The sequence below is a fragment of the Streptomyces sp. NPDC056480 genome (assembly GCF_042795405.1).
GTDB lineage: Bacteria > Actinomycetota > Actinomycetes > Streptomycetales > Streptomycetaceae > Streptomyces.
This window is the reverse complement of sequence record NZ_JBHTSA010000048.1, coordinates 25,706-47,103: the sequence shown is the minus strand read 5'-3', so window position 1 is coordinate 47,103 and position 21,398 is coordinate 25,706. Positions and strand designations below refer to the sequence as shown.

Here is a 21,398-nt window from a genome sequence, read left to right as displayed (position 1 = left end):
GATTCGTCCCCCGCCGAACTACCCTGGGAAGCGTGGCCGAGACCGTTCTCACCAACACCGGGCTCGACAGCTTCCTCGACGGAGCACCCGAGCGCCGCGATCCCGATTTCGTGCGTGCCGCCGAGGCGGTGCTGGGTCTTCTCGCCCTCCGGGGGGCCGACCGGAAGTCGGGGGTGCCCGAGCCGACGCCCGGGCTCGTACGACAGCTGCTCGTCGAGGACCTGCCGACGTTCGTGTACGTGGCGCCCGGGGCGCTCGCCGTCTATCCGGCCGTGGTCGGCCGGCTCGCGGCGCGCTTCGACGGGGGCCGGGGCGAGGAGGTCGCCGTGGCCGTCCGGGAGGCCGCCGGTGACTTCGAGCGGGCCATGACCGACCCGGGGAACCTGACCTGGCACCGGTGGTACGCCTCGCTCCTGCGCACCTGCGGCGCCGACCTCGCCGATCCCGAGGACGTACGGCGCAGGCTCGCCGCCCTCGACGGGGCGCCGTTGCCCACCGGGGTGCACCGGGCCGACCTCATGGGGCGTACGGCCCTCGCCGACGTGCTGCTCGCCGAGGCCCTCACACGCGCGTACGTACGGGACGCCGAAGCGCCGCCCGCCGCCGGGCCGCTGCTCACCGACCACGCCGTCGCGACCGGCATCGCGCAGGTGGCCGCCGCGCTCCAGGACCGGTGGACCGCCGCCGGGCTCGCCGAGCAGCTCGCCGGACCGTACGCGCGCTTCGCGCCCGGACCCGACGACTTCCCCCACCTCGTCCTGGCCGACGCCCTCCTGGACGAGCACCTCGACCACTACGGCGACATCTCCGTCCCCGTGCCCCCGCCGCCCGTGATCGAGGCGGGGCCCGTCGAGGAGGACGCCGACACCCTCATCACCGCCGTCGAGGAGCTGTCCGAGGAGGAGTTCGAGCCCTACGGGGGCGAGGCTCCGCACCTGCTGTACGTGGTCTACCGGGGCGGCTGCTCGGCCGAGTCCGTCGCCCGCAAGGCCGCCGAGTACGAGGACTGGGCCGTCGATCCGGCCGTGGAGGACCTGCCCGTACCCGTACCGGCGGCGGTGCCGGACGGGGCGTTCGAGTCCTCGCACCTCGTTCCACCCGTCACCGAGCTCGTACGGCTCCTCGGGACGACCGATCTGACGGAGACCGACCGGGCCCGGCTCGAGGGCCCCGCCCGTGACCTCGCCGCCGTCGTCGACCGACTCGCCGCCACAGGCCTGGTCTTCCGCTCCGGCGACGCCTTCGGACTCACCCCGCGCGGCGCCGGCGTCGTCCGCTACCTCCTCGGCGTACGCGGGATCGCCGCCCCCGACGCCGCCGAGGCCAGGGCGTGGTCCGCCTCCGAGGCGGTGGCCGCCGCCGTGGGCTGGCCCACGGGCGTGGCCTCGCGCGTGCTCGCCGACTGGCTCCACGCGCGCGGGGACTCCGCCGACGCCTGGTCCCGGCTGCTGTCCGCCCTCGGCACCGTCCACGCCGGCACCACGGACGCCGCCGCCACCCGCGGGCTCCTCGCCGTCCTCGACACCGCCGCCGCCCCGCCCGATGCCCTGCGCGGAGCCCTGCGCGACCCGGTGATCGGCGCGTACGCCCATCAGGCCCTGCGCGCGCGGGGAGAGCCCTCGGACCTGATCCAGGTGGGGATCTCGGCACGGGCGCTGTTCGTGCTCGACGCGCTGCCCGCCAAGAAGGGGCCCCTGGAGTCCCGCCGTGCCGCCTTCGACGAGGCGGCCGCCGCCTGGCCGGGGGGTTCCGCCGCCCTGGTCCGGGCGATGCGGGCGGCGGACCGGCACGAGGCCGAGCGGGTCCTCGGTCCGCTCGGCCTGGCGCCGTAGCCCTCGGCGGCTACCCCGCTCGGTCGCTACCCCGCTCGGTCGCTACCCCGCTCGGTCGCTACCCCGCCGCGAGGTACATCGCCGACGGTCCCGAACCCGCCGTGTTCCGGCAGCTGTGGTTGCCCGTCGGGCGGGCGTGGACCAGGGCCAGACAGCGGCCGAGGGCCTGCTGGCCGTAGGCGTTGGGGTGCATGGACTCCTGGACGAGTCCCTGCGTGCTCTGGCTGTCGATCCAGCGCGCCCACTCGCTCGTCGTCCCCGAGGCCGCTGCCGTCGACGTCACCTGACGGCTCGCCTTCGCGCACACCTCACGCCCCTGGAGCGCGTCCCGCAGGTCCATGAACTGCACGCCCTTGGCCGCCGCGACGCCCTTCAGACGGTTGGCGAGCTGCGGGACGAGGGAGTCGCGGGCCCAGTCGGCGTCGGCGTTCCAGAAGGGGCAGCCGCCGGTGTTCGTACGGGTCCAGCCGCTCTCGCCGTACCGGTTCTCGGCGGCGCGGGGGAGGGGGGAGGGGTAGGACTGGAGGACGATCCGGTAGTCGGAGGAGGCGTATCCGGCGCCCGTCATCACGGCCCGGATCTCGTCGACCGAGCGGCCGACGTCCGCCATCACGCCGTCGATCCGGGCGTCGACCTCGGCCTGCTGGTCGTCGTGGCAGTACGAGTACCAGACGATGTAGTCCTTGGCGCAGGTGGCGATGATGTCGGCGAAGCCGAGGTCGTTGCCGCCGATGGAGAGCGCGATCAGCTCCACGTCGTGCGAGGCGGCGACGGCCGCGAGCTGGTCGGCCTGCGGGGCCTCGCCCTTGTAGGCGCGGCCGCCCTGCGCGGCGCGGATGACGTTCTCGGTCGTCGCCCCGGAGCAGGCCAGGTTGATCAGGGCGCTCGCGAGCGGTCCCGCGCTCCGCACCTCGGCGGTGTCCGAGCGGTGGCAGCCGCCCGCGGTGGCGCCGTACACCCGGGACGGGTCGTAACCGCTGCCCGTCCAGGCGCGGTCGGTGCCGTTGCGGTTGCCCGAGTTGGTGAGGCTGTTGCCCAGCCAGCGGCCTGCCTCCCCGGAGATGTAGCTGTCGCCCATGGTGACGACGGCGGTGGGGCCGGTGCCGGGGGAGGCGGTGGCTGTGGGGGCGGCGACGGAGGCGAGCCCGGCGGCGGTACACAGTGCCAGGAGTGCGCGCAGCGCACGGTGGGGGGTCGAAGGCATGGCTGTGCTCCTGCGGTACGCAGTGACGTGGGGGACAGCCGCCGGCCGGTGGCATGGCGGAATCTGTCACCCAGTGGCTTGTTACCGCTAGGTAGCTGCATATCTCGGTTGCGTCACGTCCCCTGTGGGGCCACAGGAACGGGAACAGGGCCCCGTCCCCGGTGCTGTGCGACACCGGGAACGAAGCCCTGTTCACCTGCTGTCCGACCGCTGTGCGGGCCGTCGGGTCAGCGGTGCTGCTGCGGGATCAGCCGACCAGCTGCTCGTACGCGGGGAGCGTCAGGAAGTCCGCGTAGTCGGCGTCGAGGGAGACGTGCAGGAGCAGGTCGTGCGCCTGCTGCCACTTGCCGGCCGCGAAGGCCTCCTCGCCGATCTCCTTGCGGATCGCGTCCAGTTCCTCGGCGGCGACCTTGCGGGCCAGCTCCGGAGTGGCCTTCTCGCCGTTCTCGAAGACCACGCCCGCGTTGATCCACTGCCAGATCTGCGAGCGCGAGATCTCGGCGGTGGCCGCGTCCTCCATCAGGTTGAAGATGGCGACGGCGCCGAGGCCGCGCAGCCATGCCTCGATGTAGCGGGTGCCGACCTGCACGGCGCTGACCAGGCCCGCGTACGTGGGCCTGGCGTCCAGCGAGTCGATGGCGATCAGGTCGCCGGCCGCGACGGAGACGTCCTCGCGGAGGCGGTCCTTCTGGTTCGGCTTCTCGCCGAGGACGGCGTCGAAGGAGGCCATCGCGATCGGGACCAGGTCGGGGTGGGCGACCCACGAGCCGTCGAAGCCGTCGCCGGCCTCGCGGTCCTTGTCGGCCTTGACCTTCTCGAACGCCACCTTGTTGACCTCGGCGTCCTTGCGGGACGGGATGAACGCCGCCATGCCGCCGATCGCGTGCGCGCCGCGCTTGTGGCAGGTGCGCACGAGGAGCTCGGTGTACGCGCGCATGAACGGGGCCGTCATCGTGACCGCGTTGCGGTCCGGAAGGACGAACCTGGCGCCGCCGTCACGGAAGTTCTTGACGATGGAGAACAGGTAGTCCCAGCGGCCCGCGTTCAACCCGGCGGCGTGGTCGCGGAGTTCGTAGAGGATCTCCTCCATCTCGTACGCGGCCGTGATGGTCTCGATGAGGACCGTGGCGCGGACGGTGCCCTGCGGGATGCCGACGTAGTCCTGGGCGAAGACGAAGATCTCGTTCCAGAGGCGGGCCTCCAGGTGCGACTCCGTCTTCGGCAGGTAGAAGTACGGGCCCTTGCCGAGGTCGATCAGCCGCTGGGCGTTGTGGAAGAAGTACAGACCGAAGTCGACGAGCGCGCCGGGGACCGGGCGGCCGTCGAAGGTGAGGTGACGCTCCTCCAGGTGCCAGCCGCGGGGCCGCATGACGACCGTCGCCAGCTCGCCGGCCGGCTTGAGGGCGTACGACTTGCCCGAGCGCGGGTCCGTGAAGTCGATCTTCCGGGCGTACGCGTCGATCAGGTTGAGCTGGCCCAGGACCACGTTCTCCCAGGTCGGCGCGGAGGCGTCCTCGAAGTCGGCGAGCCAGACCCTGGCGCCGGAGTTGAGCGCGTTGATCGTCATCTTGCGGTCGGTCGGGCCCGTGATCTCGACCCGGCGGTCGTTCAGGGCCGCCGGGGCCGGCGCGACCTTCCAGGAGTCGTCGGCGCGGATCGCCGCGGTCTCCGGCAGGAAGTCCAGGGTGGACGTGCGGGCGATCTCGGCGCGACGCTCCGCTCGGCGGGCGAGGAGCTCGTCCCGGCGCGGGGTGAACCGCCGGTGCAGTTCGGCGACGAAGGCCAGGGCGGCCTCGGTGAGCACCTCTTCCTGACGCGGCAGGGGCTCGGCATCGACGACGGCCAGGGGGGACGGCGCTGGTGCGGACATGAACTGTCACTTCCTTCAGCGGACTTCACGGGCGGTGCCACAGACGGCCGCCGGGCGTCGCGGGACGGCACGCAGTGCCGCAGGCGCCGAGATACGGCCGCAAGCGCCTTCTGAACGGACAGGCGCTTCTGAACAGTGGATACTAGTTTCCTCATGGTGGAAGTTCAATGGTTTGTTGATGTCGAGATTCTCCGCGTCGACAGACCATGGCGCTCGGTGCCACACCCTTCACTCCAAGTGCGCCAGATCCTCCTCCGTGTCGATGTCATAGGGCTCGGCCACATCCGAACAGTCCACCGGGGTGATCGCATCCCGGTGTGCCGCCAGATAGTCCCGCGCGCCCCGGTCGCCCACGGCGAGCTCGGCGATCCCCGCCCAGTGCCCGGCGCCGAACAGCACCGGATGGCCGCGCTGCCCGTCGTACGAGGCCGCCGCCAGCGAATCCCGCGAGAAGTACGCCGCCCGGACCCGGGCCACCGCCTCCGCCCCGATCCCCGGCTGGTCGACCAGCAGGACGAGCGCCGCGTCGACCCCGCGCGGATCGGCGGCAAGCGAGTCGAGCCCCGCCCGCAGCGAGGAACCCATCCCCTCAGCCCACTCCGGGTTGTCCACGAGCACGCACCCGGGCAGCTCCGCACGCTCCCGTACGGCCTCGGCCGACGCGCCCAGCACCACGTGCACCACCTCGCACCCGGCCGCGCGCAGCACCCCCACGGCGTGCTCGACCAGGGGCCGTCCCCGGTGTGTGAGCAGCGCCTTGGGCCGCCCGCCGAGCCGCCGCCCGCCCCCGGCGGCGAGCAGCAGTCCGGCGACGAGTGGCGTGTGGACATCCGTTCGGTCATGCGCTGTTGTCATGGGGACTGCATACCTCATCAGGCGGAATCACACGGTCGCCTGAATTACCCGGGCGAAGGGTGGCGCGGTGGGGTGGCGAAGGAGTTAACTGACCCGCAACTCACGGCGCCCGACCACCGCCCGGGGGTCGGCTCGGAGCGCTGCTCCGGGTGCTCGGAGTATGGAGTTCTGCGCACAGTGTCGTGCGAGGGGGAGAACCATGTTGCGAAGCGTGGGGCAGAGGCGAGTGACCGGCGAGGGCGTGGACCCGAGGGTGGCCGAACTGCGGTCCGCCGTGTCCCGGCTCCGACGTGAACTGGCCGCCCACCGTCTCGAGTTCGCCGACCGTGGCATCGCCGAGGACGAACTCGCGGCGCTCGACGCGATGGCGCTCAGCGGAGCCCCCGAGGTACGGCGGCTGCGTCGCTCGCTGCTGCTCGTCGCGGGATCGGTCGGTTCCGTCAGCGCGCTCGCGGAAGGGCTCGCCGGGGTCAGACGGGCGGTGGAACTCTTCGGGCCGCCGACGCCCCGGGGGCCGGTCGACTGACGGACGGGACTGCGGGGACGGCTGCGGCGTGACGGGTGTCCAGGGGCCGCCTGCGGCGTGACGGGTGCGCGGCGACTGCCTGTGGCGCGACGGGTGTCCAGGGGCCGGCTATGGCGCGGCGCGGCGGGTGTGCGGGGGACAGCCTGGGTGTGGCACGTGCGCGGTGTGACAGGTGCGCGGTGGCCGGAGGAGGCTAGCGCCTGATCAGGCGGCGGGCCGTCGCCGCCGCCACCGCCGCCGTACGGGAGTCCACGCCCAGCTTCGCGAAGACATGCACCAGATGGGACTTCACCGTCGCCTGGCTCAGGAACAGCACCTTGCTGATCTGCTGGTTCGACAGGCCCTCGCCCACCAGCTGGAGCACCTCGAGCTCGCGCTTGGTCAGCGCCTCCGCCGGGGTCCGCATCCGGTCCATCAGCCGGTGCGCCACCGCCGGGGCGAGGGCCGACTGCCCGGCCGCCGCCGTACGGACCGCCGCCGCCAGCTCCTCCGGCGGCGCGTCCTTCAGGAGATAGCCCGAGGCGCCCGCCTCCACTGCCGCCAGAATGTCCGCGTCCGTGTCGTACGTCGTCAGGACCAGCACCTTCGGCCCGTCGGGCACCGCAGTGATCGCCGCCGTCGCCTCCGAACCGTGCATCCCGGAGCCGAACTGCAGGTCCATCAGGACCACGTCCACACCCCCGGCCGCGGCCAGCTCCACCGCTCGCTCGGCCGTCGCCGCCTCCGCGACGACGGCGAAGTCCGGCTCCGTGTCCAGGACCGCGCGCAGGCCCGCCCGGACGACCGGGTGGTCGTCGGCCAGCAGAAGACGGATGGTCATGCTCTTCACGCTCCAGCGGGGAGGGGGAGGGAGACGGCGACGGCCGTGCCCTGGCCGGGGGCGGACTCGACGGTGAACGTGCCGCCCAGCGACTCCGCGCGCGACCGCATCGCCGGAAGCCCGAAACCGCCGTCGGAGGAGGGCCGCACGGCGCCGGGTTCAAAACCCTCGCCGTCGTCGACCACGTCCAGGGTCACCGAGGCGTCCATGAACGACAGGGTGATCTCCGCGCGCGACGCGCCCGCGTGCCGCACCGTGTTCGCGACCGCCGACTGGGCGATACGGAGCAGCGCCACCTCGTAGGGGGTCGGCAGCTCGACCGGGGTGCCGCTGACGGAGAAACGGACCCGCGGCCCGGCCCCCGGTTCGCAGAGGCGCTCCAGGGCGGCCGCCAGGGAGCCGTGCTCCAGGTCCGGCGGTGACAGTGCCCGGACGAAACGCCTGGCCTCCGCCAGGTTGTCCTGGGCCTCCTGCCGGGCCCGGTCGATGTGACCCGCGGCGGGGGAGTCCGGCGGCAGTGCCCGCTCGGCCGCGCGGAGCAGCAGCTGGATCGAGGACAGGCCCTGAGCGAGCGTGTCGTGGATCTCGCGGGCCAGCCGTTCCCGCTCGGCGAGCGTCCCCGCGTGCCGCTCCGCCGCCGCCAGCTCCGCCCGCGTCTCGATCAGCTCCTCGATGAGCCGGCGCCGTCGCTCGCTCTCCCGGTACAGCGCGTGATAGCCGAGGACCGTCGCCACCGCGACCGCCGCGCCGAGCAGCGGCCCGATGAAGACCCCGGGATTGAGCGCGGCGCCGTGCCCCACGTACGAGAGGATCGCCGCGACCGCCGTGAGCGCGACCGCCGGCAGCGACCAGCGGGCGGGCAGCAGATGCAGCTGGAGGAAGTAGAGCGGGAAGGCCACCCAGAGCGCCTCCGGGGTCAGCCACAGCATCCCGAGCCAGCACGCGCCCAGGACGCCCAGCCACACCGCGGCGGCCCGCTGCGAGTCCCGTACGGACGGCAGGTACGACCCGGCGGCGTAGACCGCGCCCGTCACCACCGCGAGCACCGTCCCGGCAGCCGAGTGGGCCCGTACCGCCGCGAGGGCGAGCAGGCCCGCCATCAGCAGGTGCAGACAGAGGCGCAGGACGCGCAGGACGGGGGTGAGGGGCCGCTGGGTGGGGTGGAGGGAGGAGTGGGGCGCGGGGCGGAGGGAGGAGTGGGGAGCCATGTCCCCTCCAGCGTAGACAGCGGCAGACGATCCGGGCTCAACCGAAAGTTTGATGACGGAGCCATCCGTGGCGCGATGCCCGTGGGGCACCTCGCCGACCACTCTGGTCAGCATGTTCGTCGCATGGAGAGACCTCGGATTCGCCAAGGGGCGGTTCGCGCTCATGGGCACCGTGATCGTGCTGATCACCCTGCTCGTGGGCCTGCTGTCCGGACTGACCGCCGGCCTCGCGCGGGAGAACATCTCCGCGATCACCGGCCTGCCCGCCGACCGGCTCGCCTTCGCGGCGCCGCCGTCCGGGCAGTCGGTCTCCTTCACCAACTCGACGGTGACGGAGAAGCAGTGGGACGCGTGGGCCGAACGGCCCGGAGTGACGGCGGCCTCGCCACTCGGCATCCGGACGCTCAACGGCGCCGCCGGGGACCGCACCGCCGCCGTGTCCGCCTTCGGTACGGAGCCCGAGGGCGGCCTCGCACCCGTGGCGCCCGCCCCGGGGAAGGCCGTGCTCTCGGAGTCGGCCGCCGACGAACTGGGCGTCGCCGTCGGTGACCCCGTCCGCCTCGGCCCCCTGGAACTCACCGTCGGAGCGGTCGCCGGCGATGCCTCGTACAGCCACACGCCGGTCGTCTGGACGACGCTCGACGACTGGCAGCGGGTCGGCCACAGCGGCACCACCACGGAGGAGCAGGCCACGGTCGTCGCGCTCCGCGGCGAGGGAGGGGCCGACTGGGGCGCCGGCGACAAGGCCGTCGGCACCGAGGCGCGAACCGTCGACGGCGCCCTCACCGCCATAGGGTCCTACCAGGCCGAGAACGGCTCGCTCCAGCTCATGCGCGGCTTCCTCTTCGCCATCTCGGCCCTCGTCATAGGAGCCTTCTTCACCGTCTGGACGATCCAGCGGAGCGGCGACGTGGCCGTCCTGAAGGCCCTCGGCGCCTCCACCCCGTACCTCCTCAAGGACGCCCTCGGGCAGGCCGTCCTGATGCTCACGGCCGGCACGCTGCTCGGCACCGCCCTCGCGGTCGGCATCGGGGCGCTGGTCAGCGGCGGGAACGTGCCGTTTGTCCTCGAACCGCTCACCGTCCTCGGGCCGGCCGCCGTGATCGTCGTGCTCGGGGTCCTCGGGGCGGCGCTGTCCATCCGGCGGATCACCGCCGTCGACCCCCTCACCGCGCTCGGGAGTGCCCGATGAGTCTCGTCCTCGATGCCGTCACCCTCACCTACCCGGACGGCGACGGCCGGCTGACCGCGCTCGACGAGGTCTCCCTCACCGTCCCCGCCGGCTCCCTCACGGCCGTCGTCGGGCCCTCCGGCTCCGGCAAGTCCAGCCTGCTCGCGGTCGCCGCGACGCTGGTGACACCCGACCGGGGGCGGGTCGTCGTCGACGGCACGGAGACGGGGGAGCTGGACGCGGCCGGGCGGGCGGCGCTGCGGCGGGAGCGGATCGGGATCGTGTTCCAGCAGCCGAACCTGCTGCCGTCGCTCACGGCGGTGGAACAGCTCCAGGTGATGGCGCACGTCTCGGGGCGGCCGGCGAAGACGGCCCGCGGCAGGGCCCTGGAACTGCTCGACGCGGTCGGCCTCGCGGGCCTGGCCGGGCGCCGACCGCACCAGCTGTCCGGGGGACAGCGGCAGCGGGTCAACATCGCGCGGGCCCTGATGAACGAACCCGCGGTCCTCCTCGTCGACGAGCCGACGAGCGCGCTCGATCATGAACGGGGGGCGGCGGTGATGGAGCTGCTGGCGGGGCTGACGGTGGGGAGGGGGACGGCGACGGTGCTGGTGACGCATGACAGGGGGCATGCGGGGCGGGCGGATCGGGTGGTGGAGGTCAAGGACGGCCGGCTGTCGACCCCGACCGCCGTCTGACCCCCCCAGCCTTGCCGCGAGCCGCCCCCTGCCACAGCCCGCGCCCCGCGCCTGCACCCCCGGGCCCTGCCGCGGCCCGCACCCCCGGGCCCTGCCGCGGCCCGCACCCCCGGGCCCTGCCGCGGCCCGCGCCCCCGGGCCTTGCCGTGGGCTGGCGCCCCGCCGCCCGCGCCCCCGCGCCTTGCCGCAGCCCGCACCCCCGGGCCCTGCCGCGGCCCGCGCCTTGCCGCAGCCCGCGCCCCCGGGCCTTGCCGTGGGCTGGCGCCCCGCCGCCGCCCGCGTTGTGGGCATCTGTTCCGCTGGGGCGGAACGGGTGGGCACAACGGACGGCGCCCTTTGCCGGGCCTAGGCTTCCGCGCCTGAACCCGCACCACAAGTGCGGCGCACGAGGGGTGCGGGCCAGGGCGCAAGGGGCGGAGGCGCCGCCAGAGTGCGCCGTCCCGTGTGCCCACCCGTCCCGCCCCAGCGGGACGATTGCCCACACGGGGGTGGGCAAGGCGAGGATGGCGGGTGCTGCCCGCAGGGGCAGCGCGCGGATCGCGTGGCGTCGGGTCGGGAGATCACGCGCACGCGTGGAGGCGGCCAGTCCGGCCTGGGCCGTACGTGCTGTGGCGGGTCCCGGCCGTAGCCCCGTGCTTGCGGTGGTCGTCCCGGTGGTGCCGAACGGGCCCCCGGTGGGTCCAGGACCTAGTCCAGGTGCCCCGCCCCGCAGGGCTACGCGGTGCCGTTGGCCGTCGTGTTCGCCAGTGCCGCGGACAGTTCCCGCGCCACTTCCTGGAGGATCGGGACGATCTTCTCCGTCGCCGCTTCCGTCACCCGTCCCGCCGGTCCCGAGATCGAGATCGCCGCGGCCGTCGGGGAGTCCGGGACCGAGACGGCGAGGCAGCGGACTCCTATCTCCTGCTCGTTGTCGTCGACCGCGTACCCCGTCTCGCGGACCGCGACGAGCGCGTCGAGGAAGCCGTCCGGCGTCGTGATGGTCTTCTCCGTCGCGGCCGGCATGCCGGTACGGGCGAGCAGCGCGCGGACCTCCTCCGCCGGGGTGTGCGCGAGCAGCGCCTTGCCGACGCCCGTCGAGTGCGGCAGCACCCGCCGGCCGACCTCGGTGAACATGCGCATCGAGTGCTTGGACGGCACCTGTGCCACGTACACGATCTCGTCGCCGTCGAGCAGTGCCATGTTCGCCGTCTCGCCGGTCTCCTCGACGAGCCGCGCCAGGTACGGGCGGGCCCAGGTGCCGAGGAGACGGGAGGCGGACTCGCCGAGCCGGATGAGGCGGGGGCCGAGGGCGTACCGCCGGTTGGGCTGCTGGCGTACGTACCCGCAGGCGACCAGGGTGCGCATCAGGCGGTGGATGGTGGGGAGTGGGAGTCCGCTGCTGGCGGAGAGCTCGCTCAGCCCGACCTCGCCCCCGGCGTCGGCCATCCGCTCGAGGAGGTCGAAGGCACGCTCAAGGGACTGGACGCCACCGCTCGCGGCGGGCTTGGCGGCGTCGGTGGTGCTGGCGCTGGACGTCGGCACGTCAACGGTCCTTTCGGGGCAGGCGGGCAAGGCAGCAGCCTACCGGCCCATTGGCCGGGGTACATGGTCCTGGTGTCGGCGTCCGCGCCGGTCAGGACGTGTTTGTCCGGTGTCGGCGACGGCCCGGAGGCGTCCGGGTCGGCCCCGGCTGTACGGAGCTACGTTCTACTGTACGGAATTTGCATTTCACTTGGTGGAAACATCCAAGTGGCGTGCGGCGCCGCCCGGCCTCGGCGGCGATGCTGGAAGTGTGCCCTTGACGACATGTCGTCCGGAAGTGAAGACTCCTTCAACAGTTCGTTGAATTTTTTCTTGAAGCACTGGAAGAGGGGTACGGGTGGACGTCAACCTGGTCCTGCGCTCGACGCGTGTCATCACCCCCGAGGGGACACGCCCGGCGTCGATCGCCGTCTCCGGAGGGACGATCGCGGCCGTGCTGCCGTACGACGCGGAGGTACCCGCCGGTGCCCGGCTCGAGGACGTCGGCGACGACGTCGTCCTGCCCGGACTCGTCGACACCCACGTCCACGTGAACGACCCCGGCCGCACCGAGTGGGAGGGCTTCTGGACCGCCACCCGCGCGGCCGCCGCCGGTGGCATCACCACCCTCCTCGACATGCCCCTCAACTCGCTGCCGCCCACCACCACCGTGGAGAACCTGCGCGTCAAGCAGGAGGTCGCCCGCGCCAAGGCCCACGTCGACGTCGGCTTCTGGGGCGGCGCCCTGCCCGACAACGTCAAGGACCTGCGCCCGCTCCACGACGCCGGCGTCTACGGTTTCAAGTGCTTCCTGTCGCCCTCCGGCGTGGAGGAGTTCCCCGAGCTCGACCAGGAGCAGCTCGCGACCTCGCTCGCCGAGATCTCCGGCTTCGACGGCCTGATGATCGTGCACGCCGAGGACCCCCACCACCTCGCCGCCGCGCCCCAGCGCTCCGGCGGCGCGTACGCCGACTTCCTCGCCTCGCGTCCCCGCGACGCCGAGAACACGGCGATCGAGAACCTGGTCAACCAGGCCCGCCGGCTCAACGCCCGCGTCCACGTCCTGCACCTCTCCTCCTCGGACGCGCTGCCGGTCCTCGCTGCCGCCAAGGCCGAGGGCGTCAAGGTCACCGTCGAGTCCTGCCCGCACTTCCTCACGCTCACCGCCGAGGAGATCCCGGACGGCGCCACCGAGTTCAAGTGCTGCCCGCCCATCCGCGAGGCCGTCAACCAGGACGCGCTGTGGCAGGGGCTCGCGGACGGCACGATCGACTGCATCGTCTCCGACCACTCCCCTTCCACGACCGACCTCAAGACGCCCGACTTCGCGTCCGCCTGGGGCGGCATCTCCTCCCTCCAGCTCGGCCTCCCCGCCATCTGGACCGAGGCCCGCCGCCGCGGCTTCGACCTGACGGACGTCGTCCGCTGGATGTCCGAGGGCCCGGCCCGGCTCGCCGGCCTCACCCGCAAGGGCGCCATCGAGGCCGGCCGCGACGCGGACTTCGCCGTCCTCGACCCGGAGGCCACCTTCACCGTCGACCCGGCCGAGCTCCAGCACCGCAACCGGATCACCGCCTACGCGGGCAAGACCCTCAACGGCGTCGTCACCTCCACCTGGCTGCGCGGTGAGCGGATCGCCGACCACGGCACCCTCGCAGAGCCCTCCGGCCGCCTCCTCGAAAGGAACAACTGACCCGTGAGCACCGGCATACCCTCCTTCACCGGCGACGCCAGCCCTTACGGCGGTGGCGACCCCTACGCCGACTACCGGACGGCTGACTTCCCCTTCACCCAGTACGCCGACCTCGCCGACCGGCGCCTCGGCGCGGGCGTGATCGCCGCCAACGACGAGTTCTTCGCCGAGCGCGAGAACCTGCTCAAGCCCGAGGCCGCCGAGTTCGACCCCGAGCACTTCGGCCACAAGGGCAAGATCATGGACGGCTGGGAGACCCGCCGCCGCCGTGGCGTCTCCGCCCAGCAGCCACACCCCACCGAGGACGACCACGACTGGGCCCTCGTACGGCTCGGCGCGCCCGGCGTCATCCGCGGCATCGTCCTCGACACCGCCCACTTCCGCGGCAACTACCCGCAGGCCGTCTCCGTCGAGGCCGCCTCCGTCCCCGGCTCGCCCTCGCCCGACGAGCTCCTCGCCGACGACGTGAAGTGGACGACGCTCGTCCCCCGCACCGCCGTCGGCGGCCACGCCGCCAACGGCTTCGCCGTCGACGTCGAGCAGCGCTTCACCCACCTCCGCGTCAACCAGCACCCCGACGGCGGCATCGCCCGCCTCCGCGTCTACGGCGAGGTCGCCCCCGACCCGCGGTGGCTCGGCGTGCTCGGCACCTTCGACCTCGCGGCCCTGGAGAACGGCGGCCAGGTCGAGGACGCATCCGACCGCTTCTACTCCCCGGCGACCAACACCATCCAGCCCGGCCGCTCCCGCAAGATGGACGACGGCTGGGAGACCCGCCGCCGCCGCGACAAGGGCAACGACTGGATCCGCTACCAGCTGGTCGCCGAGTCCGAGGTCCGCGCCGTCGAGATCGACACCGCGTACCTCAAGGGCAACAGCGCCGGCTGGGCCGCCCTGTCCGTCGCCGCCGAGGGCTCGGAGGAGTGGACCGAGATCCTGCCCCGGACCCGCCTCCAGCCCGACACCAACCACCGCTTCGTGCTCGACACCCCGGCGGTCGGCTCCCGCGTCCGGATCGACATCTACCCCGACGGCGGCATCTCCCGCCTCCGCCTCTTCGGCTCCCTCACGGACGCCGGTACGGCCCGCCTGACGGCCCGCCACCAGGAACTGGGCGGCTGACCCCGGAGCCGTACGAACAAGGCGGGCCGGGATACGCCCCGGCCCGCCCCACGAACTGGGCGGGTACGACACCCCGCCCGGCCCGCGAGGGCGCACCGGCACGACAGCACCGATGCGCCCTCGCGAACCCCTCTCCTCTTTTTTGAGGGCTCGGTTCGCCTCCGGGCGCCTACAGCCGGGCTCACGGCCCCGACCGTGCTCGACCCCCCTCGTTCCTCGGGGGGCCTCCGGGCGCTCGGGGCCGTTCCCCCGGCGGCGCCCTTCGGCTCACTCGCCGGTCCTGTGGGTGGGCGTTTCGAGCCGGCCCCTTGCCTACGGGCGCTACGAGGCCTTCCGGGTCCACAGGAACATCGGCCAGTTACGCCGCGTGCCCGCCGTCCACCGAGAACTCCGCGCCCGTCACGTACCGCCCCTCCGGTCCCGCCAGGAACGCCACCATCGCGGCCACCTCGTCCGGGGTTCCGAAGCGGCCCAGTGCCGTCATCGCCGCCTGGCCCTCCGCGTACGGGCCGTCCGCCGGGTTCATGTCCGTGTCGACGGGGCCCGGGTGGACGAGGTTCGCCGTGATGCCGCGTCCGCCCAGTTCCCGCGCGAGGCTCTTCGTCAGGCCGATCAGCGCCGTCTTGCTCAGCGCGTACAGCACCCCGCCGGGACCCGGCACCCGCTGGGTCATGCAGCTGCCGATGGTGATGATCCTGCCGCCCTCCGGCAGCCGCCCGGCCGCCGCCTGCGAGGCGAGGAACGCCGCCCGGACGTTCACGGCGAGGACCCGGTCCACGTCCGTGAGGGCCAGGGACTCCAACGGGCCGAGGACACCGACACCGGCGTTGTTCACCAGGACGTCGAGCCGCCCCAGGGCGTCCGCCGCCCACTGCACCGCGCCCGCCGCGTCCCCGGCGTCGGCCGCGTCGGCCCGCAGCGGCAGCGCCTTCCGTCCGGTCGCCTCGATGCGTGCCGCCACCTCCTCGGCACGCGCCTCGTCCTTGACGTAGGTGAAGGCGACGTCGGCGCCCTCCCGGGCGAGCCGTACGGCCGTGGCCGCGCCGATCCCGCGGCTGCCGCCCGTCACCAGAACCGCCGTGCCGTTCATCGTGGACATCCCGAACCTCCGTAGGAAGAAACCGATAACTGGTTGCGGGTTCAATGAAAGTCGCGGGGGCGTTCCGGCGCTGGCATGAATCGGACGCCGACCCGACCGCCGATGAGTTCCGCCGGACGGCACGGTCTGAACTGCTGAGACACGATGGACCGGAGACGAAGGGCACCACCATGGCCACGCTCAGCCTCACCCAGTTCCTGACCCTCGACGGCGTCCACCAGGCCCCCGGCGGCCCGGAGGAGGACCCCAGCGGGGGCTTCGCGCACGGCGGCTGGTCCGTGCCGTTCGGGGACGAGGACTTCGGACGGTTCATGGACGGGGTCTTCACCCGGCCGACCGCCTTCCTCCTCGGCCGCCGCACGTACGAGATCTTCGCCGGCTACTGGCCCCTGCAGACGGACCCCGCCAACCCGATCGCCACGAAGCTCAACGCCCTGCCCAAGTACGTCGCCAGCACCACCCTCGACTCCGCCGACTGGAAGGGCACCACCGTGCTCCGCGGGGACGTCGTCGAGGAGGTCAGGGCGCTCAAGGAGCGCACCGACGGGGAGATCCAGATGCACGGCAGCGGCGGTCTCGCCCGGACCCTGCTCGACCACGACCTGATCGACACCCTGCGTCTGCTCGTCTTCCCGGTGGTCCTCGGCAGCGGCCGCCGGCTCTTCTCGGACGGCGTACGCCCCACCGCGTTCCGGCTGACCGACGCGCGCACCACCGGCGCGGGCGTCGCCCTCACCACGTACGAGCGCGTGGGCCGCCCCGAGTACGGCAGCTACGCCTGACCGGCCGGGCCGTCACGCGCCCGTGCGTCCCGCCCGCCCGGGCCCCGCGCGGACGGACAGGCGGGGCCACGAAAGGTGTAGCCACCACAGGACCGTCCCGGTACGGTGATCGCTCCACGTGCGAGCCGTCGAAGTCTCCACCCCGCCCCGATAGTTGGAGATACGGCCGCAATGTCAGCTTCGTCGTCGATCGCCGCCCCCGTGCCCCTCGGCGCCCCGCGCCGCGCCTGGCTCACCGACCTGCCCGTTCTGCTCGTCGCCGTCGTCTGGGGCGCCAGCTACCTGGCGGCCAAGGGCATCACCACCACCCACACCGTCATCGCGGTCCTCGTGCTGCGGTTCGCGGTGGTGCTGCCCGTCCTGGTCGTCGCCGGGTGGGCCAGGCTCCGTGCCCTGAGCGCCGCCCAGTGGCGCGGCGCGGGGACCCTCGGTCTCATCCTCGGCGGGATCTTCCTCCTGGAGACGTACGGCGTCGTCCACACCTCCGCCACCAACGCGGGTCTGATCATCAGCCTCACCATGATCTTCACCCCGCTCGCCGAGGCGGCCGTCACCCGCGTCAGACCGCCCCGCGCCTTCCTCGGCGCCGCCGCGCTCTCCGTCCTCGGCGTCGTCCTCCTCACCCAGGGCGGGGGCTTCAGCACCCCCTCCCTCGGCGACCTGCTCATGCTGCTCGCCGCCCTCGCCCGTACCGTCCACGTCCTGGCGATGTCCCGGATCAAGGCCGTCCGGTCGGCCGACTCGCTCTCCCTCACCACGGTGCAGCTGGGCTCCGCCGTCGCCGTCTTCGCCGTCATCGCGACCTTCCCCGGCACCGGCGCCTCGCCCTGGGCCGTGGCGCTCGGCTTCGGCCCGCGCGAGTGGGCCGGGCTGATCTTCCTCTCCGTCTTCTGCACGCTCTTCGCGTTCTTCGTGCAGATGTGGGCGGTCCGCCGCACCTCCCCGTCCCGGGTCAGCCTCCTCCTCGGCACGGAACCGCTCTGGGCCGCCGCCGCGGGCATCGCCCTCGCCGGCGACCGCCCCGGGGTCCTCGGTCTCGCGGGCGCCATCCTCGTGCTCGCGGGCACCAGTTGGGGCCGCCGTGCCGCCGACGGCGAGGCCCGGTAGGTTCTTCGATCATGCGTTCACTGGTGTACGACAACGAGTTCCGCGCCAAGGCCCGGCGCACCCAGGGCTGGGGCCTCGGCCTCTTCACGATCGCCGCTCTGCTCTGGGTCTGGTTCGGCGTCCTGCTGCTCACCCCCTACGAGGACGCCGACGGCGGCGGCAGCCCCTGCCCCGCCCTGCTCACCAGCGACTACGTCCACGACGAGGAATGCGTCGAGAGCCGGGACTGGCCCGGCATGCTCGCCCTCCTCGGCGGCTCCGTCCCGTTCGCCGTGGTCGGCGGCGCCCTCTACACCAGCGGCTCCGTCTCGCACCGGATGGCCGAGCACCTCGCCGAGGTGACCCGGCTCAACACGACGGGCGTCTGAGCCACGGGGCCGGACCGGTCAGGACTTCGCCACCCGGGCCGACCCGATCATGAGGACCAGGCCGAGCACCGCGATCACGATGTCGGCGAACAGCTCACGGCCCTCAAGGAACCCCACGTTCTCCGTGAGGAACCGGGTCACGCCGAACAGACGGAACCAGCCGTCCGTCAGTTCGCGCACCACCCCGGCCACACCGAAGAGAGCGAGCAGGAAACCGGCGACCTCCAGAGACTTCTTCATGAAGTGATCATGGCGCGGCCGGGGGACCGGCCGCGTCCGCCGCCGGTTCACGGGCACCGCGACCGAAGTATCGACCTCCGCGACTTCGGTAGCGGCCCGGCCGCCGATGCCCCGCACGCCGCCCCCGGCTGCGTACATTGCCGGTATGACTCGCACGGACCGGCAGCGCTGGCTGCTCCCCTCCCACCTGGTCGAACCCGGTGGGAACGGGGAGGGCCGGCCCCGCCGTACCGTCCGCGACTGGATCGTGGACACCTCGCTCTTCCTGCTCGCCGCCTTCGTCGGCCTCATCGCCGCCGACACCAGCGCGGAGTACACGAGCGAGGCCGTCACCCTCGTCGACCAGCTCCTGGGCGCCGCCGCCTGCTGCGCCCTCTGGCTGCGTCGCCGCTGGCCCGCCGGGCTCGCGATCGGCCTCTCCCTGCTCAACATCGTGGCCCCGGTCGCCGCCGGCGCCCTCCTCGCGAGCCTCTTCAGCGTCGCCGTTCGCAAACCCTTCCGCGAGGTCGCCGCGATCGGCGCGCTCGCCGTCGCGACCTCCACCGCACAGGCCTTCATCCGGCCCGACCCCACCACCAACACCGGGCTCTCCATCGCCCTCGGCTTCACGCTCATCCTGCTCGTCACCGCCTGGGGCATGCTCGTCCGCTCCCGCCGCCAGCTCGTCGAGGCCCTCAGGGAACGCGCCCGCCGCGCCGAGGCCGAGGCCGAGCTGCGCGCCGCCCAGGCCCAGCGGCTCGCCCGCGAGGCCATCGCGCGCGAGATGCACGACGTCCTCGCCCACCGGCTCACCCTGCTCAGCGTGCACGCCGGAGCCCTGGAGTTCCGCCCCGACGCCCCGCCCGAGCAGGTCGCCCGCGCCGCCGGCGTCATCCGCGACAGCGCCCACGAGGCCCTCCAGGACCTCCGCGAGATCATCGGCGTGCTGCGCGCCCCCGGCGAGAACGGCGACGGGGCCGACCGGCCGCAGCCCACCCTCGCCACCCTCGACGCGCTGATCGACGAGTCCCGCGAGGCCGGGGCGGACGTCGTCCTCGACACCACCGTGGACGAACCGGCCACCGTGCCCGCCGCCACCGGCCGTACCGTCTACCGCATCGCCCAGGAGGGCCTCACCAACGCCCGCAAGCACGCCCCCGGCACCACGGTCACCGTCACCGTCCGCGGCCGCCCCGGCGAAGGCCTCACCGTCGACGTCCACAACCCGGCACCCGCCGGACCGGTCCCGCCCGTTCCCGGCTCCGGCCAGGGCCTGATCGGACTCACCGAACGCGCCGCGCTCGCCGGTGGCCGGATGGAGCACGGACCCGCACCCGACGGCGGGTTCTCCCTGCACGCCTGGCTACCGTGGCCCCCATGACCATCCGGCTGCTCATCGTCGACGACGACCCCCTGGTCCGCGCGGGCCTCACCCTGATGCTCGGCGGCGCCGAGGACCTGGAGATCGTCGGCGAGGGCGCCGACGGCCGCGAGGTCCCCGAACTCGTCGCCCGCCACGCCCCCGACGTCGTCCTCATGGACATCCGCATGCCGCACGTGGACGGGCTCACCGCCACCGAGCGGCTGCGCGCCGAGCCCGGCGCCCCCGAGGTCGTCGTCCTCACCACCTTTCACGCCGACGAGCAGGTGCTGCGCGCCCTGCGGGCCGGCGCGGCCGGCTTCGTCCTCAAGGACACGCCGCCCGCCGAGATCGTCGCAGCCGTCCGCCGGGTCGCCGCCGGGGACCCGGTGCTGTCTCCGGCCGTCACCCGCCAGCTCATGACCCATGTCGCCGGACAGCCGGAGCAGTCCCCGCGCACCGCGGCCGCCGGACGCCTCACCGAACTCGCCGACCGTGAGCGGGAGGTGGCCGTCGCCGTCGGCCGGGGCCTGTCCAACGCGGAGATCGCAGCCGAGCTGTACATGAGCGTGCCCACGGTCAAGACCCATGTCTCGCGGGTCCTCGCCAAACTCGGCCTCAACAACCGCGTCCAGATCGCCCTCCTCGTCCACGACGCGGGCCTCCTGCCCACAGGAGGGGACGAGGACGGCCAGAACTGATCACTTCGGCTCCGCCGCCTTCGGATAGTCTGCGTCGATGTCCGTCATCGAACTGGGGGAGTACGGCGCGGACTTCACCGCGCATCCGTACCCCTACTACGCGAAGCTCCGCGAGACCGGCCCCGTCCACGAGGTGCGGATGCCCGACGGCTTCCAGTTCTGGCTGGTCGTCGGCCACGAGGAGGGACGCGCGGCGCTCGCCGACCCCCGGCTCGCCAAGTCCCCGCACGTGATCGGAGTACGGCCGCCCGAGGAGGACATCATCGGCGTCCACCTCCTCTCGGCCGACGCGCCCGACCACACCCGGCTGCGCCGCCTGGTCACGGGGGAGTTCACCGGCCGCCGGGTGGAAGCCCTGCGGCCCCGCATCGAGCGGCTCACCGCGGACCTGATCGACGCGATGGAACCGGCCGGCCGGGCCGACCTCGTCGACTCCTTCGCGTACCCGCTGCCGATCACCGTCATCTGCGAGCTCCTCGGGGTCCCCGCGGCGGACCGGGACACCTTCCGCCGCTGGTCGTCGGAGCTGGTCAGCCCCACCGGCGAAGCGGACTTCGCCCGGAGCATGGTGGACTTCGGCGCCTACCTCGACTCGCTCATCGAGGACAAGCGGGCCGCGGGCCCCGCCGACGACCTGCTCTCCGGTCTGATCGCCGCCCGCGCCGAGGACGGCGACCGGCTCTCCGGGCCCGAACTCCGGGCCATGGCCTATCTGCTGCTCATCGCGGGCCACGAGACCACCGTCAACCTGATCGCCAACACCGTCCGCAACCTGCTCACCCACCCCGAGCAGCTCGCCGCCCTGCGCGCCGACCCGAGCCTCCTGGACGGGACGATCGAGGAGTCCCTGCGGTACGACGGACCGGTGGAGACCAGCACCTTCCGCTTCAGCCGGGAGCCCGTCGTGCTCGGCGGCACCGAGATCCCGGCGGGCCAGTACGTCCTGGTCGCCATCGGGGCGCTCGACCGCGACCCGGCCCGGTTCCCCGAGCCCGACCGCTTCGACATCCGCCGGGACACCCGGGGCCATCTGGCGTTCGGGCACGGCATCCACTACTGCCTGGGCGCCCCGCTCGCCCGGCTGGAGGGCCGGATCGCGCTCCGGACCCTCCTCGACCGCTTCCCGGACCTGGAACTCGACCCCGAGGGCGAGCCCTGGGAGTGGCTCCCCGGCCTCCTCATGCGCGGAGTCCGGCACCTTCCGGTCCGGTGGTGACGTCGACCGGTGCCGTGCTGAGGCCGACCGGTCGGGTCGTGAGGCCG

The 21,398-nt window shown here is 73.3% G+C and carries 20 protein-coding genes; 12 read left to right on the top strand and 8 right to left on the bottom strand.

Annotated elements, in window-relative coordinates:
* Positions 1–32 precede the first annotated feature (32 nt).
* A complete protein-coding gene (locus ACFQ79_RS21765; RefSeq protein ID WP_383585930.1) occupies positions 33–1,832 on the top strand; it encodes a hypothetical protein in 1,800 nt (599 codons plus the stop codon).
* Between the two features lie 58 nt (positions 1,833–1,890).
* Here ACFQ79_RS21765 and ACFQ79_RS21760 read toward each other — a convergent pair whose 3' ends face one another.
* From ACFQ79_RS21760 to ACFQ79_RS21750, 3 genes are all read right to left on the bottom strand, one after another.
* Positions 1,891–3,036, bottom strand: a complete 1,146-nt coding sequence (locus ACFQ79_RS21760) for a GDSL-type esterase/lipase family protein (RefSeq protein ID WP_383585928.1) — start codon at positions 3,034–3,036, stop codon at positions 1,891–1,893.
* 247 nt (positions 3,037–3,283) lie between these two features.
* Positions 3,284–4,906: a malate synthase A gene (gene aceB / locus ACFQ79_RS21755; RefSeq protein ID WP_383585926.1), complete on the bottom strand. Its 1,623-nt coding sequence runs from the start codon at positions 4,904–4,906 to the stop codon at positions 3,284–3,286.
* Positions 4,907–5,134: 228 nt separating this feature from the next.
* Positions 5,135–5,761, bottom strand: coding sequence for an NTP transferase domain-containing protein (locus ACFQ79_RS21750; RefSeq protein ID WP_383585924.1), 627 nt, complete (start codon positions 5,759–5,761; stop codon positions 5,135–5,137).
* A 199-nt stretch (positions 5,762–5,960) separates the two neighbouring features.
* Between ACFQ79_RS21750 and ACFQ79_RS21745 the strand changes: the two genes are divergently transcribed.
* The gene (locus tag ACFQ79_RS21745; RefSeq protein ID WP_383585922.1) at positions 5,961–6,287 is read left to right on the top strand and encodes a DUF5955 family protein; all 327 of its coding nucleotides are present in this window, start codon (positions 5,961–5,963) and stop codon (positions 6,285–6,287) included.
* Between the two features lie 193 nt (positions 6,288–6,480).
* On the opposite strand, the gene ACFQ79_RS21740 is transcribed toward ACFQ79_RS21745, so the two are convergent.
* Together ACFQ79_RS21740 and ACFQ79_RS21735 are read right to left on the bottom strand one after the other, a co-directional pair.
* The gene (locus tag ACFQ79_RS21740; RefSeq protein WP_383585920.1) at positions 6,481–7,107 is read right to left on the bottom strand and encodes a response regulator; all 627 of its coding nucleotides are present in this window, start codon (positions 7,105–7,107) and stop codon (positions 6,481–6,483) included.
* 5 nt (positions 7,108–7,112) lie between these two features.
* A complete protein-coding gene (locus ACFQ79_RS21735; RefSeq protein ID WP_383585918.1) occupies positions 7,113–8,315 on the bottom strand; it encodes a sensor histidine kinase in 1,203 nt (400 codons plus the stop codon).
* A 112-nt stretch (positions 8,316–8,427) separates the two neighbouring features.
* On the opposite strand from ACFQ79_RS21735, the gene ACFQ79_RS21730 reads away from it, so the two are divergent.
* Together ACFQ79_RS21730 and ACFQ79_RS21725 are read left to right on the top strand one after the other, a co-directional pair.
* Positions 8,428–9,507 (top strand): ABC transporter permease, encoded by a 1,080-nt coding sequence (locus tag ACFQ79_RS21730; protein WP_383585916.1) that lies wholly within the window; start codon positions 8,428–8,430, stop codon positions 9,505–9,507.
* Positions 9,504–10,184 (top strand): ABC transporter ATP-binding protein, encoded by a 681-nt coding sequence (locus ACFQ79_RS21725; protein ID WP_383585914.1) that lies wholly within the window; start codon positions 9,504–9,506, stop codon positions 10,182–10,184. The genes ACFQ79_RS21730 and ACFQ79_RS21725 overlap by 4 nt, the downstream gene beginning before the upstream one ends.
* A 714-nt stretch (positions 10,185–10,898) precedes the next feature.
* On the opposite strand, the gene ACFQ79_RS21720 is transcribed toward ACFQ79_RS21725, so the two are convergent.
* Positions 10,899–11,705: an IclR family transcriptional regulator gene (locus ACFQ79_RS21720; protein WP_383585912.1), complete on the bottom strand. Its 807-nt coding sequence runs from the start codon at positions 11,703–11,705 to the stop codon at positions 10,899–10,901.
* Positions 11,706–12,042: 337 nt separating this feature from the next.
* Between ACFQ79_RS21720 and allB the strand changes: the two genes are divergently transcribed.
* Together allB and alc are read left to right on the top strand one after the other, a co-directional pair.
* Positions 12,043–13,377, top strand: coding sequence for an allantoinase AllB (gene allB, locus ACFQ79_RS21715; RefSeq protein ID WP_383585910.1), 1,335 nt, complete (start codon positions 12,043–12,045; stop codon positions 13,375–13,377).
* Positions 13,378–13,380: 3 nt separating this feature from the next.
* Positions 13,381–14,499, top strand: a complete 1,119-nt coding sequence (gene alc, locus ACFQ79_RS21710; protein WP_383585908.1) for an allantoicase — start codon at positions 13,381–13,383, stop codon at positions 14,497–14,499.
* A gap of 358 nt (positions 14,500–14,857) precedes the next feature.
* Here alc and ACFQ79_RS21705 read toward each other — a convergent pair whose 3' ends face one another.
* Complete coding sequence (locus tag ACFQ79_RS21705; RefSeq protein WP_383585906.1) at positions 14,858–15,598, bottom strand: SDR family NAD(P)-dependent oxidoreductase; 741 nt, start codon at positions 15,596–15,598, stop codon at positions 14,858–14,860.
* A 170-nt stretch (positions 15,599–15,768) separates the two neighbouring features.
* On the opposite strand from ACFQ79_RS21705, the gene ACFQ79_RS21700 reads away from it, so the two are divergent.
* From ACFQ79_RS21700 to ACFQ79_RS21690, 3 genes are all read left to right on the top strand, one after another.
* Positions 15,769–16,380, top strand: coding sequence for a dihydrofolate reductase family protein (locus tag ACFQ79_RS21700; protein ID WP_383585904.1), 612 nt, complete (start codon positions 15,769–15,771; stop codon positions 16,378–16,380).
* A gap of 171 nt (positions 16,381–16,551) precedes the next feature.
* The gene (locus ACFQ79_RS21695; protein WP_383585902.1) at positions 16,552–17,487 is read left to right on the top strand and encodes a DMT family transporter; all 936 of its coding nucleotides are present in this window, start codon (positions 16,552–16,554) and stop codon (positions 17,485–17,487) included.
* 11 nt (positions 17,488–17,498) lie between these two features.
* Positions 17,499–17,855, top strand: a complete 357-nt coding sequence (locus ACFQ79_RS21690) for a hypothetical protein (protein WP_383585900.1) — start codon at positions 17,499–17,501, stop codon at positions 17,853–17,855.
* Between the two features lie 18 nt (positions 17,856–17,873).
* On the opposite strand, the gene ACFQ79_RS21685 is transcribed toward ACFQ79_RS21690, so the two are convergent.
* Positions 17,874–18,095 carry a hypothetical protein gene (locus ACFQ79_RS21685; RefSeq protein ID WP_383585898.1) on the bottom strand — a complete coding sequence of 74 codons (222 nt, stop codon included), beginning with the start codon at positions 18,093–18,095 and terminating at the stop codon, positions 17,874–17,876.
* Between the two features lie 145 nt (positions 18,096–18,240).
* On the opposite strand from ACFQ79_RS21685, the gene ACFQ79_RS21680 reads away from it, so the two are divergent.
* Genes ACFQ79_RS21680 through ACFQ79_RS21670 form a run of 3 tightly spaced genes read left to right on the top strand, consistent with a single transcriptional unit; the run spans position 18,241 to position 21,351 of the window.
* A complete protein-coding gene (locus tag ACFQ79_RS21680) occupies positions 18,241–19,455 on the top strand; it encodes a sensor histidine kinase (RefSeq protein WP_383585896.1) in 1,215 nt (404 codons plus the stop codon).
* Entirely contained in the window at positions 19,452–20,135 is a 684-nt protein-coding gene (locus ACFQ79_RS21675) for a response regulator (protein WP_383585894.1), read from the top strand. Before ACFQ79_RS21680 ends, ACFQ79_RS21675 begins: the two co-directional genes overlap by 4 nt.
* A 37-nt stretch (positions 20,136–20,172) precedes the next feature.
* Positions 20,173–21,351, top strand: a complete 1,179-nt coding sequence (locus tag ACFQ79_RS21670; RefSeq protein ID WP_383585892.1) for a cytochrome P450 — start codon at positions 20,173–20,175, stop codon at positions 21,349–21,351.
* Positions 21,352–21,398: the final 47 nt, after the last annotated feature.

What these genes read in the sequence shown, in the direction of transcription:
- ACFQ79_RS21730 (WP_383585916.1), top strand. Translation starts at nt 8,428, where the DNA reads ATGTTCGTCGCATGGAGAGACCTCGGATTCGCCAAGGGGCGGTTCGCG.
- ACFQ79_RS21705 (WP_383585906.1), bottom strand. Translation starts at nt 15,598, where the DNA reads ATGTCCACGATGAACGGCACGGCGGTTCTGGTGACGGGCGGCAGCCGC.
- ACFQ79_RS21760 (WP_383585928.1), bottom strand. Translation starts at nt 3,036, where the DNA reads ATGCCTTCGACCCCCCACCGTGCGCTGCGCGCACTCCTGGCACTGTGT.
- ACFQ79_RS21680 (WP_383585896.1), top strand. Translation starts at nt 18,241, where the DNA reads ATGACTCGCACGGACCGGCAGCGCTGGCTGCTCCCCTCCCACCTGGTC.
- ACFQ79_RS21670 (WP_383585892.1), top strand. Translation starts at nt 20,173, where the DNA reads ATGTCCGTCATCGAACTGGGGGAGTACGGCGCGGACTTCACCGCGCAT.
- ACFQ79_RS21725 (WP_383585914.1), top strand. Translation starts at nt 9,504, where the DNA reads ATGAGTCTCGTCCTCGATGCCGTCACCCTCACCTACCCGGACGGCGAC.
- ACFQ79_RS21735 (WP_383585918.1), bottom strand. Translation starts at nt 8,315, where the DNA reads ATGGCTCCCCACTCCTCCCTCCGCCCCGCGCCCCACTCCTCCCTCCAC.
- ACFQ79_RS21685 (WP_383585898.1), bottom strand. Translation starts at nt 18,095, where the DNA reads ATGAAGAAGTCTCTGGAGGTCGCCGGTTTCCTGCTCGCTCTCTTCGGT.
- ACFQ79_RS21690 (WP_383585900.1), top strand. Translation starts at nt 17,499, where the DNA reads ATGCGTTCACTGGTGTACGACAACGAGTTCCGCGCCAAGGCCCGGCGC.
- ACFQ79_RS21675 (WP_383585894.1), top strand. Translation starts at nt 19,452, where the DNA reads ATGACCATCCGGCTGCTCATCGTCGACGACGACCCCCTGGTCCGCGCG.
- ACFQ79_RS21745 (WP_383585922.1), top strand. Translation starts at nt 5,961, where the DNA reads ATGTTGCGAAGCGTGGGGCAGAGGCGAGTGACCGGCGAGGGCGTGGAC.
- ACFQ79_RS21740 (WP_383585920.1), bottom strand. Translation starts at nt 7,107, where the DNA reads ATGACCATCCGTCTTCTGCTGGCCGACGACCACCCGGTCGTCCGGGCG.
- ACFQ79_RS21700 (WP_383585904.1), top strand. Translation starts at nt 15,769, where the DNA reads ATGGCCACGCTCAGCCTCACCCAGTTCCTGACCCTCGACGGCGTCCAC.
- ACFQ79_RS21695 (WP_383585902.1), top strand. Translation starts at nt 16,552, where the DNA reads ATGTCAGCTTCGTCGTCGATCGCCGCCCCCGTGCCCCTCGGCGCCCCG.
- aceB (WP_383585926.1), bottom strand. Translation starts at nt 4,906, where the DNA reads ATGTCCGCACCAGCGCCGTCCCCCCTGGCCGTCGTCGATGCCGAGCCC.
- ACFQ79_RS21750 (WP_383585924.1), bottom strand. Translation starts at nt 5,761, where the DNA reads ATGACAACAGCGCATGACCGAACGGATGTCCACACGCCACTCGTCGCC.